The sequence below is a fragment of the Exiguobacterium sp. 8A genome, assembly GCF_902506275.1.
In the GTDB taxonomy this organism is placed as follows: domain Bacteria; phylum Bacillota; class Bacilli; order Exiguobacteriales; family Exiguobacteriaceae; genus Exiguobacterium; species Exiguobacterium profundum.
The window spans coordinates 489771-503903 of the sequence record NZ_LR733630.1 but is presented as its reverse complement, the minus strand read 5'-3'; the positions used below and the strand labels follow the sequence as shown (position 1 = coordinate 503903).

At 44.0% G+C, this 14133-nt stretch carries 15 protein-coding genes; 2 read left to right on the top strand and 13 right to left on the bottom strand.

Going from position 1 to position 14133, the window contains the following annotated elements:
* Positions 1-30: 30 nt before the first annotated feature.
* The 10 genes from GVY42_RS02605 to GVY42_RS02560 form a co-directional block, all read right to left on the bottom strand.
* Entirely contained in the window at positions 31-1296 is a 1266-nt protein-coding gene (locus GVY42_RS02605) for a S1C family serine protease (protein WP_159562211.1), read from the bottom strand.
* A 111-nt stretch (positions 1297-1407) separates the two neighbouring features.
* The gene (locus tag GVY42_RS02600) at positions 1408-2226 is read right to left on the bottom strand and encodes a fumarylacetoacetate hydrolase family protein (RefSeq protein ID WP_159562210.1); all 819 of its coding nucleotides are present in this window, start codon (positions 2224-2226) and stop codon (positions 1408-1410) included.
* Positions 2227-2280: 54 nt separating this feature from the next.
* Positions 2281-2736, bottom strand: coding sequence for an anaerobic ribonucleoside-triphosphate reductase activating protein (nrdG, locus tag GVY42_RS02595; RefSeq protein WP_159562209.1), 456 nt, complete (start codon positions 2734-2736; stop codon positions 2281-2283).
* Positions 2714-4564 (bottom strand): anaerobic ribonucleoside triphosphate reductase, encoded by a 1851-nt coding sequence (locus GVY42_RS02590; protein ID WP_159562208.1) that lies wholly within the window; start codon positions 4562-4564, stop codon positions 2714-2716. Before GVY42_RS02590 ends, nrdG begins: the two co-directional genes overlap by 23 nt.
* Positions 4565-4755: 191 nt before the next feature.
* Positions 4756-5586 (bottom strand): formate/nitrite transporter family protein, encoded by an 831-nt coding sequence (locus GVY42_RS02585; RefSeq protein WP_041918029.1) that lies wholly within the window; start codon positions 5584-5586, stop codon positions 4756-4758.
* A 569-nt stretch (positions 5587-6155) separates the two neighbouring features.
* On the bottom strand, positions 6156-6602 hold the full coding sequence (locus GVY42_RS02580; protein ID WP_159562207.1) for a GNAT family N-acetyltransferase: 447 nt from the start codon (positions 6600-6602) through the stop codon (positions 6156-6158).
* A 17-nt stretch (positions 6603-6619) separates the two neighbouring features.
* Positions 6620-7336: a type II CAAX prenyl endopeptidase Rce1 family protein gene (locus GVY42_RS02575; RefSeq protein ID WP_159562206.1), complete on the bottom strand. Its 717-nt coding sequence runs from the start codon at positions 7334-7336 to the stop codon at positions 6620-6622.
* A 157-nt stretch (positions 7337-7493) separates the two neighbouring features.
* Entirely contained in the window at positions 7494-9122 is a 1629-nt protein-coding gene (locus GVY42_RS02570; RefSeq protein WP_159562205.1) for a M28 family peptidase, read from the bottom strand.
* A 207-nt stretch (positions 9123-9329) separates the two neighbouring features.
* Positions 9330-9740: a cytidine deaminase gene (locus GVY42_RS02565; RefSeq protein ID WP_159562204.1), complete on the bottom strand. Its 411-nt coding sequence runs from the start codon at positions 9738-9740 to the stop codon at positions 9330-9332.
* Positions 9737-10315, bottom strand: a complete 579-nt coding sequence (locus GVY42_RS02560) for a DUF1349 domain-containing protein (RefSeq protein ID WP_159562203.1) — start codon at positions 10313-10315, stop codon at positions 9737-9739. The genes GVY42_RS02565 and GVY42_RS02560 overlap by 4 nt, the downstream gene beginning before the upstream one ends.
* Before the next feature lie 161 nt (positions 10316-10476).
* Here GVY42_RS02560 and GVY42_RS02555 point away from each other — a divergent pair, with 161 nt between their 5' ends.
* Entirely contained in the window at positions 10477-11280 is an 804-nt protein-coding gene (locus GVY42_RS02555) for an aminoglycoside phosphotransferase family protein (protein WP_159562202.1), read from the top strand.
* Between the two features lie 39 nt (positions 11281-11319).
* Here the strand turns inward: GVY42_RS02555 and GVY42_RS02550 are convergent, their stop codons facing one another.
* From GVY42_RS02550 to GVY42_RS02540, 3 genes are all read right to left on the bottom strand, one after another.
* On the bottom strand, positions 11320-11970 hold the full coding sequence (locus GVY42_RS02550; RefSeq protein ID WP_159562201.1) for a response regulator transcription factor: 651 nt from the start codon (positions 11968-11970) through the stop codon (positions 11320-11322).
* A gap of 1 nt (position 11971) precedes the next feature.
* Positions 11972-13174, bottom strand: a complete 1203-nt coding sequence (locus GVY42_RS02545) for a sensor histidine kinase (protein ID WP_159562200.1) — start codon at positions 13172-13174, stop codon at positions 11972-11974.
* Positions 13175-13288: 114 nt separating this feature from the next.
* Entirely contained in the window at positions 13289-13633 is a 345-nt protein-coding gene (locus tag GVY42_RS02540) for an HAAS domain-containing protein (RefSeq protein WP_159562199.1), read from the bottom strand.
* Positions 13634-13756: 123 nt separating this feature from the next.
* On the opposite strand from GVY42_RS02540, the gene GVY42_RS02535 reads away from it, so the two are divergent.
* Positions 13757-14128: a nuclear transport factor 2 family protein gene (locus GVY42_RS02535; protein WP_159562198.1), complete on the top strand. Its 372-nt coding sequence runs from the start codon at positions 13757-13759 to the stop codon at positions 14126-14128.
* Positions 14129-14133: the final 5 nt, after the last annotated feature.

Here is a 14133-nt window from a genome sequence, read left to right as displayed (position 1 = left end):
AGCAAAAAAGGCGGGCATATTGCCCACCTTTTACAATGCAGAACCGTTCGCATTTTGAATCTCGACTTGAACCGTCTCCGTTTTTCCGTCCCGGATATATTCGATGTCGACCGTTCCGTCTGTATCTCGAATCAATTCACTACGGAGATCAATGAACGAGCTGACGTCTTTGTCATTGATTTTTACGATGACGTCACGTGCCTCAAGACCCGCTTTCGCAGCTGAACTATTTTGTTGCACTTCCACGATGATCGTTCCGGCAGTCACCGATTCAGGTAAGTTGATTTGTTCCGTCAAGTAACCTGGAGGGAACTCTGATACGTCACGAAGTGAGACGCCGAGTGACGGATGATTCACTTCTCCCGTCTGTTCAATTTGATTGATGAGCGGCAACGCGATGTCGACCGGGATTGAGAATCCGACCCCTTCAACTTCTGCTGTCGCAATTTTCATCGAGTTGATCCCGACGAGTTGTCCTTCTTCATTGATTAACGCACCACCTGAGTTACCTGGGTTGATGGCCGCATCCGTTTGAATGACCTCGGCGTTGAAGTCGGCCTGTCCGTTCTCATCTGTATCGACCGGTACGAGACGAGACGTCGACGAGACGACACCGCGCGTCACGGAGTTCTCGAATTGTCCGAGTGGATTCCCGATGGCGATGACCGTTTGTCCCGGTTTCAACTCACTTGATTTCCCGATTGAAATAACGGCCGGTACCTTATCAGCGTCTACTTTTAAGACGGCCAAGTCATACGTCGCGTCACTTCCCATGAGTGTCGCTTCCGCAGTCGTCCCGTCATTGAAAGTGACCGTCAATTTATCAGCCCCGTTGACGACATGATGGTTCGTCGCGATATATGCTGAGTCGCCTTCTTTTTTATAGATGACGCCCGATCCGACTCCAGCCTCGACCGCTTCACTCGAGAATCCGCTTTGGGCGAAGTTGTTTACAGTCACGACGGCCGGTTGAGCGGTCGCGACGGCATTTGTGACCGAAGAATCGGATACGTTCGATGACGTTTGGACCGGAGTCCCTTGCGAGGTCACGTTCGTGTCACTCACACTCGTCGCGGGTTGGTCGATGAACGGATATGCGATTGCGCCCGTCAACAACGCTCCGATGACTCCACCGACAAGTCCCGGGAACATACGGCTGACGAATGACGGTTTTGATTGTGTTCGTACTTTTGTCTCTTCTCGGTTGGATGAACCGAGTTCTGTATCTAACCAATCTTTTTGTTGCTCTGATTCATGTAATTGATCGTGTTCATTTGATTGATCGTGACGATCCATAATGATTCATCTCCTCTGTGTTATCTTCTACCCTTACTATAACGAAGAGGAACACTCATTTATAAAATGATAAATGAATTACAAGATTCTTCACATTTTACGTCATTTCATTCAGACAATCACATTTCTTAACGTACCGAGACCTTCAATCGTCACTTCGACCGTGTCTCCCGTTTGTAGATACGTCGGTGGCGTCATCCCGTGCCCAACTCCGGCTGGTGTACCCGTCGCGATGACGTCGCCCGCTTCGAGCGTCATGCCTTTCGACAGTGTACGAATGAGTTCATCAATCGGACGAATCATATCGGCTGTCGTCCCATCTTGACGCGTCTCCCCATTGACACTTGTTTTGATTTGGAGAGGGAACTGGAGCTCGTCCGGTGTGACGACGAACGGTCCCATCGGACAAAACGTATCGAACGACTTGCCACGGAAGAATTGGACATGTTCTTTTTGCACGTCTCGAGCCGTCACATCGTTTAGAATGGTGTAACCGAAAATGTGCTCCTCGACCGCTTCGATGTCTCGTCCAGACTTGCCGATGATGACGGCGAGCTCACCTTCATAGTCAAGTTTGTCCGTCAATTCAGGATGACGCTCAATGACCGCTTCCGGACCAACGACCGAGGTCGGTGCTTTCGTGAAGATGACGAGTTTCCCTGCTCCTGCTGTATCCATCTCTTTCACGTGTTCTTCGTAGTTCTTGCCGATACAAATCACGTTTTTCAATGGAAGGTACGGGGCGAGTAGTTTCACATCCGTCATTCGGTATGAGGGCGCCACGTCCAAATCGATATCTGGTTCGAACTCACGCGCGATCACTTCTAATAAATTTGTCGTATGTACTTGATTGCTGACATCAAAAACGAAATCGCCTTTGACAATCCCCACTCGTTGCTCTTCCTGCATCTCAAAACTACACCATTTCATTAAAACTCCCCCTTTTTCATCATTATACAAAAAATCGAGACATCTCTGCCTCGATTATACTTTATTCAAAAAGATGATCCGTTGATTACTCGATCCTCGAAAACGAAGTCCCATATCTCGTAGCGACTGCTCGTAACGACCGTCGACGAGCACATCGGCGTAGTCCAATACGGTTTGAATCGCTTCGTCGTGCTTCGCTTCCAACTGTTCGAGCGTATAACCCGTATACACCCACACATTTTTACCGAGCGACTTACATGCCGTGACGAGTTTTGCTAACGCTGACGATTGAAGAAACGGTTCGCCTCCAGAAATGGTCACCCCGTCCCAACCACTGAGCTTGACGCGCTGAACAAGTTCCTCTACTTCGACATCCTCACCCCCGGTTGGATTCCACGAGGAAGGATTGTGACACCCTTTACAGTGATGCGGACAGCCAGCAGTAAAGATGACCGTCCGAATCCCCGGTCCGTCAACGACGGATTCTTCAACGACGGATAGAATGCGCATCGTGTTTCACCCTCGCCCGCTCTTCTTCTCGCTTCGCCGTATTCCAACGGTCCATCGTCCCGACCAAATAACCGGTGATGCGGCGGATTCGTTCAATGTTTGTATCCTCGCCACACGTCGGACAGGCATCGTCAATCAGTCCTTCTAACCCACAATTTCCGCAACGATCGACCGGATGATTGATGGAACCGTAGCCGATATCATGCTGTCGCATCAAGCGGACAATCGATTCCACCGCTTCCGCATTGTGGGCAAGTGACCCATCGACTTCGACATATGAAATATGTCCCGCGTCACACAATGCGTGATACGGTGCCTCGATTCGGATTTTCTCACGAATTGATACAGACTGATAGACCGGCACGTGGAATGAATTTGTATAAAAGGCACGATTAGTGACACCTTCAATCATCCCAAACGTTTCCTGGTCTCGCGTCACAAATTTACCTGACAATCCTTCTGCCGGTGTCGCGAGCAACGAAAAGTTCAAGTCGTACGTTTCGGCTGCCGCACGCATGCGATTGGCCAAATGCGTGACGATGTCAAGACCGAGTCGCTCCGCTTCACGCGACTCAGCATGTGTACCTCCCGTCAACACCTTCAACGTTTCAGCGAGTCCGATGAAACCGAGTGAAAGCGTTCCTTGTTTCAATACGTCTCGGACTTCATCATGAATATGTAACTGCTCACTTCCACGCCAGACACCTTGTGTGTAGAGGAAACGAAATTCTTCAGCGCGACGCGTACATTGATATTCGAAACGCTCGACCAACTGTTCGATCCCGATGTCGACATATCGGTTGAGAATGCTGTAAAAATCCGAGATCGACTCCGAGACAAGTGCCATCTTCACCAAGTTGAGTGTGGAAAAGGAAAGATTGCCACGACCGATCGACGTCTCTTCTCCGTGTCGGTTTCCCATGACCCGAGTGCGGCAACCCATATATGCCACTTCAGATGCATGCGTCCCATCATAGTAAGCGGCATTGAACGGGGCATCGATGAAGGAAAAATTCGGAAATAGCCGTTTTCCTGTGACCCGACACGCTTCACGGAAAAGATCGACGTTCGGATCGTCCTCACGAAAGTTGATTCCTTCCTTCACTTTAAAGATTTGAATCGGAAAAATCGGAGTCTCCCCGTTCCCTAACCCACGTTCCGTGGCACGAAGTAGCTCTCGAATGAGGATACGTCCCCACTTTGATGTGTCCGTCCCGTAATTGATCGAGACGAACGGGACTTGACCGCCACCTCGTGAGTGCATCGAGTTCGCATTGTGAATGAACGCCTCACACGCCTGATACGTCGCCGAGATCGTCTCTTCTTCCGCGAGTGTCTCCAATTGCGCATCGTCCCAGTCAACGGGTAATGATTGAAGTCGGCTCAGTTGACGCTCATATGTCTTCTCGACGTACGGTGCCAAGTCGACGTCAAACATCGGGAACGCCTGCCCCCCGTGTTGCATATTTTGATTCGCTTGAAGGATGATCGATGCGAGTGCCATGGCGGAGCGAATGTCCTTTGGTGACCTGATTGTTCCATGCCCCGTATGGAATCCATCTTTTAATAATTGACCGAGTGGAATTTGACAACATGTCGTCGAGCCAGTGATGTAATAGTCGGCGTCGTGCACATATAAATAGTTATCAGTGACGGCCTGTTTTGATCGCTCCGACATCAAATACGTCTGCGATAATTCTTTCGACACTTCCGAAGAGAGTCGTGCTAGTTTCCCGAGCGGGGATTTGCCGTCCACGTTCGCATTCTCTTGTACCAAGTCTTGGTCTGGTAAGACACAGACGTCCTCATACAACTGCAGTAATTTCAAAACCCATCACCTCACTATATATGGATTCAAAACATTCATATTCGTTTTAAGAATCCTATATATAGATTATGGCATGTGTTTTTCTCGATGGTCACGAGTCGATATTGTGACAGTTTACGTGTGGTCATACGATAAAAAAGAGCCTCGTCTTCGGTAAGACAAGGCTCTACGTTATATGTGACAAACATCATTTATTTAACAGCTTTGACAACTTTTAATTCGACTTCTTCTTCTAATTCTTGTGCTTCACGGAGACCTTTCGAGTTCAACCACGTATAGATGGCTCCCATGAAGAGCGCTCCACCGATGATGTTACCGAACGTCGCAGGAATCAAGTTATGAATCGCACCTGCCATGCTGATCGTCTCAGGGTGTGGGACGACGAGCGTCAAGGCGAACAAGACGAAGTTGGCGATGACGTGGTCGAATCCTGAAGCGAAGAAGACCGCGACAAGGAAGATCATCGAGAAGATTTGAGCGAACTCATTTTTCATTTGTTTCGGTAAGAAAATAGCGAGACAGACCATCCAGTTACAGAAGATGGCGCGGAAGAAAATTTCGACCGTCGTATGGTGCATTTTACTTTCAACAACGGAGAACAACCAGTTGTTCATCCCGAGTTCTTGGATGACGCCAGTCGGTGCAAGTAGTAACGCGAATAGGATTCCCCCGAGTGCGTTCCCGACGAAGCAAAGCAACCAGACGAGCATCGTGTCACTAAGCGTCGTATAACCGCGAAGCGTCGACGTTGTGAAATACATCGTATTCCCCGTGAACAACTCCGCTCCCCCATAGATAATCATGACGAGCGCGATCCCGAACGAGAAGCCCCCGATGAGTGTCGTGAACGGAGATTCCGCTAAATACATACCGTTGACGACTTTCAACGTGAAGATTGAAGCAAAGCCGATAAAGATCCCGGCTAACATCGCCCGTAAAAAGTATTCCATTGGACGATAATGAATCATTTGCGAGGAAGCCTGTGCTTTTTTCCGTAATGATTCGAGTGCATGGATTTCCATTGATGCCATGTCACAAACCCTTCTTTCTGAATAATTAAATAGGAAAGTATCAGTTCTAATATGTGAAATCATTAACAATATAAACTGTACAGTCTCTGTTGGCAATCCTGTCTTGCATGAATTGACAGAGTGTTCACATCGTAATCGTTTACATATGGCGGATTTGTGACAAACGAAAAAATATATTTTTTAGTGGAAATGTAACATCTTCAAATCAAAATTGAATCAATTTCTTTGAAATAAAACTTCTGAAAGAACGTATTGACACTCATCCCAAAATATTTGCAGTTTATTTCCATTCAATACTCCATACTTGAGATGGATTATTTTGATAATGAACATAAGTATTGAAAAAAATGACTTCGGACCAAGACCGAAGTCAAATTATATTAGCTTTAAAAACATAGGCATTTAATTAAAACAATTCATTCGGCAGATTCAGTTTAAAATTTGAATGCTGATTTACGATGCAAACTCTATGCGCAAAAATAAATTATTATCAATCTGAATTATTGATTAGTCATTGAACCTATACTATGATCATTCAGAAAACTAATGTAAAATGCCTTCTATACTGAATAATCATAATGAAGAAAATGCCGGTTCAACTTAAAGTTCAAGCTATGATATAACTTTTGAGCTGCATGGTTTTCATGATGGGTTTCTAAGTGAACTGATCTAATTTCTTGCTTAGTCGCTTCTTCTAGAACTTTTAAAATCAGTGCCTTACCAATTCCTTTTCCTCTACCGCTCTCCTTTACAAAAAGGTCATTCAGTATCCAAACAGAACCTAAAGTTAATGTAGAGAAATGTGGATATACATTTACAAATCCTAATACTTCATCATTTTGATCATCGATGCAAATCCAAACCAGTGACTCCCTACGTAAAATTCGTGCTTGAATAAAACTCGAAATCTCTTTCTCAGGTTTCCGTATATTATAGAACATGAGGTACTCCTCATATAATTTGGTCAATTGAGAGAAATGTTGAATCAAGGGTTCCTGAATTTGCATGTGAATCATCCTTTTAATCAGAATAAAATCGGAATGAAGATGAGGTGCATACTGATGTGAGCAATCATATGAGCAAATATAGCTAACACCAACCCGTGCTTCCAATACAGCCATCCAAACAGGATGCCGCCCACTCCATTCAACAAGAGTGCCCGGAAGACAACCATCGTCGATAATTCACCGAAGAAGTTCAAGTTGGCTGGTAGATGACCGATTGCAAAAACTAAGCTTGAAATGAGAATGGCTACGATATACACCATATTGGATGGGGCCGCACCACGTTTTAGTTTGGTAACCATCCAAACAATCAGTGTCATCAAAAATAAACGAATGAGAACTTCTTCCCCTACACCACCGTACAGAACCCCACCAAGCATTGCAGACAGCGAAGATTCTGGCTGATATCCATTCATTGCCTCCAATCGATCAGCAAAATAAAGGGCATCTAACGCTTGAATGAAAAAACCAACTCCGACTCCGGCAAGTGCTGCTTTGATCCAGACAGTGCCATTAGATGATGCCTGATACAAGCGAAGTCCTGTCTTTGGCAACATATTCAAACCAAGGATTGATAAAATGGTCACCATTAAGAACGTCTGTCCGGTGAGCAATACGGTCGGTAACGTGAGATCTGTGTTTTCTGGCAATAGATTACTCAATGTCGACTCAGCAATAAAATAAATCCCAAGGGCACTTAATATCCCAAACAAAATTGAAAGTCTTACTTTTTTCATGATGGCCTCCTATATTTAATCTTTTCTTACTCTCACTATACCGGTCCTCCTATCACTAAGATTAGTCCCTTAAGTCACTAGAAAGTCATAATTAATTTTTATGTAAAAATGTGCTGAACCGTCTTATTTAGACGCTCTCAGCACATCGTGTCAAAAATTAATGAATTTCTTCAGAGTGACGCAACATAAAACTTGGCCATAACGTTGGTGCATAGATTAACGCTCCTAAGAAAATGATTGGATAGCTCAGTAAGCCCGGCAAATACACCATGAATGAAAAGAAACCGAACAGTAGCAACGTAATCGGTATAGAAATTGTAAGTGACCAGATGAAACCAAAGACAGATTGGGGTCGGGATGTCACGTAGATGACGATGCACATCGAACTGAGTAGCAGTGGCCATGCAAACAAATAATTCATGTTCGTTATGAATAGCGAAACCACCGTGAACAAAGCCAGCAATATGAGACTGCCGTTGACGACATCCCACATCGTCATTGCTTTCATTCGTTGCATATATCGTTTCCATTTATCATTCTTAACAAGGAACCAACCAATCGTCACAAGCACCATGACTGCCAATATGCCTCCGAGTACGGCGAACAAGGGATTTCCGAGTTGAATTTGAGCAATGATCAAGACTAGTGTAGAAACGACAACGACGATAGCTAGCATGGCACTTAAAATTGTCAGCGGCCATACAAGACTTTTCCGAATCGTCGAATGATTCCTGCGTGTCGACACCCGAAGAGCGAATAGTCCCGACAAGATGGCTAACAAACTAATCCACACGTCCAAATCTTGTGAATATTGAACGACATGATAGCCAAACAAGTTAAAGTAGTTCGCATTTCCATCGTTCTCAGAGACTCTATCCAAATTAAGATTTCCAAAGTGATTCACGAGCTCCATCCCATAAAATCCATTATGTTGGATGGAAGAAGGAGTCAAACTTTCAATCGTGTCATGTTTATTGTCATATACTTCAGAACCCCCCAAATAGGCGAGATTCAGTCCTGCAACGCCTTTTTCTTTGAACGGTGTATAGTCCGTATACGTCCCGAAAAGAGCCATCAACTCAGTAAAATCATTTGCAAACGAGTAGGCGTACGGCTTGCTCGTGGCTTCTAAAAATTCCTTCATCAAACCCGCATTCCCTGGGCTCGTCTCAAATAAGAGGGATTTCCCTTTCGACCCTCGTGCCTCGAGGTTGATGACAAGTTCCACGTTATCGAGAACGTTTTGTTTTACGAATTCTTTCGAACCGAGCCCCCCAAGTTCTTCACCATCTGTGAAAAAGAAGACGATATCATTTTTTAAGGGTTCTGATTTCTGCAACAACTCGATCATCTCTAACATAATGGAAACATTGGCCCCATTATCGTTTGCCCCAGGTGATTCTTTGTATGAATCATAATGGGCCATGACAATGATATCTCCAGTGCTATCCGTTCCCTTGATGCGGGTGGTGAGGTTGTGGATTTTCACCTGTTTCCCTTCTCGATCAGAATATAGTGAGTGCACTTCTTCTTTTACATCAAGCCCCTGCTCATCGATATGAGATTTTATATAGTCTCTTACTTCACCTAGATAGGCTGATCCTACCGGCCGAGGTTTTTCTGCGATTTGCCGAATATGTGCAATCGCATTGTCGGCGATGAATTCAGCACTCGAACCTTGTTCTTGGGGCACGGGTACTGGAGACATCATTATGTGATTGACGCCTAAAACAAGTGCAATGAGAACTACATAAACGAGCATCAGTTTCTTTCGTGTTTTTTTCAATTGTCACACCTTCTCTTTCGAAAATTCTACCTACCCATCACTGTATGAGAAGACTCAACAGGCGCTTTTCAACGTCGTGTCGGATTGTGTCTTCTTTTTCATCATAAGAACAAAAAGTAACGCCATATATATAAACAAAGTCATGATCGTGAATGACTTTTTAACAAAAAAAGAATCTGTCCCGTCCTTGGAACAGATTCTTGCTTCTTATTCTCGGTGATATTTTAACGGTAAAAGTGTTCGAACAGGAACTTTTCGGATGACTCCTTCGTCCTCCAATAACACATTACAAGCCGGGGCGAAGTCCGATATTAATTCGCGACAAATCCCGCACGGACTAACTACACGTATGATTTGATTTGACTCGTCCTCCGCCGGATGACGGACGGCGACGATGGTATCGATTGCCGACGTATGATGAGACTTCACTATTCCGATGGCGATTGCTTCAGCACAAACAGAGACTCTGCCAATATAAGCTTCTAAATGGACCGCAGAAACAATCTCACCGTTCATCAACCTGATGGCAGCTCCAATATGATGTTTTCCGTCCACGTAACGTTCTTTAATAATATGCTTTGCTGCCTCCATTAATTCTAGATCGTCCGACGTGATCATCTTATACTCACTTCGAATTCAAGAACTTCAACGGGACAACCTGACTGATCAAGGTTCGGGCTGCATGCGTACGGTCCAATTTTAACAGTTTCCGTTGCTGTGTTTCGGTGCAAGTGAGCGATTCGTAACTGTTCTTTCGTCCCATCCCGATGTAAAAAGAAGACTTGGACGTCGCCCTGGTCGTACTCGATTTCAAATTCTAAGATATCTCGCACGTCTTGATTTGAAAAGTCTCTGGTGGACCAATCTGAGTATCCGTAGCTCGTGACCACAGCCCCTAAATGAGATGGACCATCAGGTATAAATTCGACTGATGTCTTTAACCAATGATCATCATCGCGGCACAGATAAATCCCAGCCTGATCATACTTGTGTTTGGGCTCCATACGAATTTTAAGTCGACATGTGAATGCCTGAGCCTCAACTTCCCTTAAAAAAGCATGACCGTTCATGCGATTGAAGTGATAGTGTGTGTTTCTCCAGAAATCAGTATCTCGCTCCGTTTTAAAATAAAGTTGATTTTTTTCAATGACAACTTGCTTCGGTTTATTCGTCCACTCGTATTTCTCCCACATCAATAACGCCTCCTTAGTTTTTCGAATGGATTTATTGTATGTCATCTGATGGTCACTCGTCTTTGTACATAAGTCATTGGTTTGTCACCTATTTCTCGAGTACAACCTGTTTCATGATTCAATCATTTATACTGGGAACAAAGAGAAGGGAGATGTATGCCATGAAGCTGAATAAAGTAGGAGAAGGCAATACTGCTGAATTGTATGCCGTCTCTAATGAGCGGATTCGTAAAGTATTCAAGACCCACGTACCAATCGAAATGATTATGAAAGAATACCTGATTGGTAAATCGATCGAGGCCATAGATGTCAAAACACCAAAAATCTATACTCTATTTTGTTCAGATTCAGAACGGTATATCGAAATGGAGTTTATACAGGGAACAGATTTTCTTCATGATTTCACGGTCACCTCTTCTGAATCCTTCATCGCTCAATTGGCTGAATTACAATTGACAGTTCATCGTCAAACTGTGAAGAGCGTACCTTCGCTTTACGAGGTGATACAAGATAAGCTCGGTATGTTACCTGCAGACATGAAGCAACAAGGAGAAGACTTGTTCAGCCAAGTCATCAGTCATCCAAGCTCTTCATCCCATTTACTTCACGGAGATTTTCACCCCCAAAACATTTTAAAAACCTCCACGAACGACTTGGTTGTCATTGATTGGAATGATGCAACCAGCGGCCCCCCAATTGCAGATGTCGCACGTACGCTACTCCTGATGCGGACCGCTGGCGATGACTTACTGACTGATGAAACACGCGTCCGAATTTGTCGTCTCTACTACACCATTTACACATCTAAATCGATCATTCGGTTAAGTGAATTAGAAAACTGGATTCGACTATGTGCACTACTCCGTACGCAAGAACAATTGAGCTTAAAAGAAATCGATTGTTTATTGAAATTAGTAAACAAAGAAGACCTCCTTCGCTTCTTCTTTGAGAGTAAAGAAAAATGAGCATGGAGACTCAAACCCTGAGTTTCCATGCTCATTTTTCTACAGCAGTTTTTCACGACTTGCTTTTTGAATCGCTTCGATCCGGTTCGCAACGTCTAATTTATCATAAAGTCTAGACACGTAGTTTTTAACGGTACCAATCGATAAGAACAATTTCTCCGAGATGTCTTGATTGGTAAGTCCTTGAGCCAAGCACTTGAGTACCTCTTGCTCTCGTTGACTGAGTTGATAACGAACCATCCCTTTTGAGACACCATTTAACTCACCACTTAAATGTTCAGTGAACAAAATTTTTGCAACGTCATGATTGATTAACGTACCGCCACGGTGTACCAACTTGATTCCAGCAATCAAATCCTTAGTATCAATTGCTTTTAACAGATAGCCTGACGCACCGACCTGTAGGGCCTCGAGCACATATTCCATCTCTTGGAATGTCGTCAAAATGATGATGTTATGTGCCATCTCATGACTCAAAATATATTTGGTAGCATCAATCCCATTCATCACTGGCATATTGATATCCATTAAAATAACATCTGGTTGAGTGAGACGTGCGACATCAATGGCCTCTTTCCCGTTTTGTGCGGTTCCGACAACTGTGATCTCGTCATCGGTTGCCAATACCATTGAAAGGCTAGAGCGAATGAGTTCTTGATCGTCTACAATCATTAGCTTGATTTCTTCCATGTTATCCCCCTCCTTGCGTATCCAATCGGCAAATGACTTGTGTCCCGCCTCGAGTGATTGGATTGATTTCAAGCGTCCCGTTAATACTATTCATTCGCTGACGCATCGTTTTTAATCCGAACCCCTCATCTGAGCCGTGAATACCTCGACCGTTATCCTTGATGATTAGTTCAAGTACCATGTTATCGTCATGTAGTTCAACAGAAATCGTTGTGGCCTGACCATGGCGAACAGCATTTGTTAAAGCTTCTTGCAGACAGCGCATGAACACAATTTTTTCTTGATGTGTATAGTGCGACTGGTTCAAGTTGAACTGATGATCAACTCGCACGGATGTTTGGATATGGAATCGTTCAATAATTCCATGCAACAAAACGTCCAACGATTTATTCAACTCATCCGTATTCATTTGGTGGACTACGCCTCGAAATTCGTTTAGTGCTCCTCTACTATGTGTAATCAGATTCTGTAAATGATTCGCAGCTAGATCTGGATTTTTTTTCATAGTGGTAGCCACTGCCTCCATCCCAATCGTCGTGGCCGTGATAGAATGACCGACTACGTCATGTAGTTCTTTTGAAATTCGATTTCGTTCTTCCAAAACAGTAAGGCGCTCAATTTCTTCCGTGTAGTTCCTCAACTCGTGATTCGTACGTTCTAATGTAGTGACCACAGCATTGATTGTCTCGCGCTGGTTGATGAACAACGCGAAAGATACTCCAAATCCAATGAAGACCACATTGTTCAAGATAACACCTAAGAGCGCTTCACTGCGAATCTCGCCTAGTGCCACAAGTGCTAGAATCATCACCGAAATCAAAAAGGTCAACAGACCATAACTTCTGACTCGAATCGCAACGTATGTGATGACGAAAATCGGGATCGTGATATAGGCGATAGAATCGACGTTGACCTGAAGTAGTGAGATGACCAAAGTTGTGCTCAAGAGCACCTCTAACATTAAAAACAGGTACGGTTTGATGAAGCTAGGAAGATAAAAAATCTGGGGAACTGAATAAGCCAATAACGCTCCGAATAGGATTGTGGTATATGGAGACTGATCAACCATCTGCCAAAGGTTCAGAATCACAATCATAAAGTTTACCGTTCTCAAGCCCAGAATAAACCAATCTACCCAATACCATTTCATTTGTGCCTTCACGGTAATCAACACCTCACAAAATGACTCTTTGATGACTCTCATACACTACCACATATGACTTGTTCGACTTACTCTTATTTTAATCGATAGAATCGAAAGCGCCTACACTATTAAGCTACGAAAGACAGTATGTGAGCCTGAACTGCTGTCATGCTGTCACTCGATGACTCGTTTACAAAGCGTCACGTAGCCAGAGATAATGATTCGAATCAGTTTTGTGGCTTTGATAGTGACTGGCAATATAGCCAATCCGAGCGCACATAACATCGAAGCGATGACGAGCGTCTCTATATCAGAAAAATGGCTAGGATATCCCATAGAAAGCTGAATCATGGCCAAAACTGGCGACGCTATGAATGCAAGGACTGCAATCAAGACGCCTAGCCATAAACCAACTAATCCAACCATTGGTCCTAACACAACAATCAAGCTGAAAAATATTACCCCCATCATACGAATCACTTGCTCTAGTCCTTTTTTGGCTGATGTCTGCGTACGCATCTGGTTCCCTCCTTATGATTTAATCGCTACATCAATCGTAACGAATAAAAGTAGGGGACATTCATTAACGAAAGTCATGAGAAAGTCATAACCCATACTCGATTCAAAAAGGAGAACATCGTCATGCCGCTAACATCTTTAAATCAATACATAGCTGCCACGAACACACATGAATTTGAAAAGGTACTCCCCCACCTGGACTCTTCCTTCAGCCATATCTTCAACGGTCAACTCCGTGATCAGATGGATGAAATCAAAGCCTATTTCACTTCAAATTGGAAAGCCATCCAAGATGAAGATTACTCGGTCAGGGATGTTCAATATACATACGTCGATACAAACGAGACTGTATTGTTAGTTATCTATACCTATCATTTCAAAGGAATACAAAATGGGCAACTGATCGAAGGACAAGGGAAAGCCACAAATATTTATAGGAAGAATGATTTAACGAAGAAATGGGTCCTCTTACACGAACACCTCTCAAAATCTTAAATCAA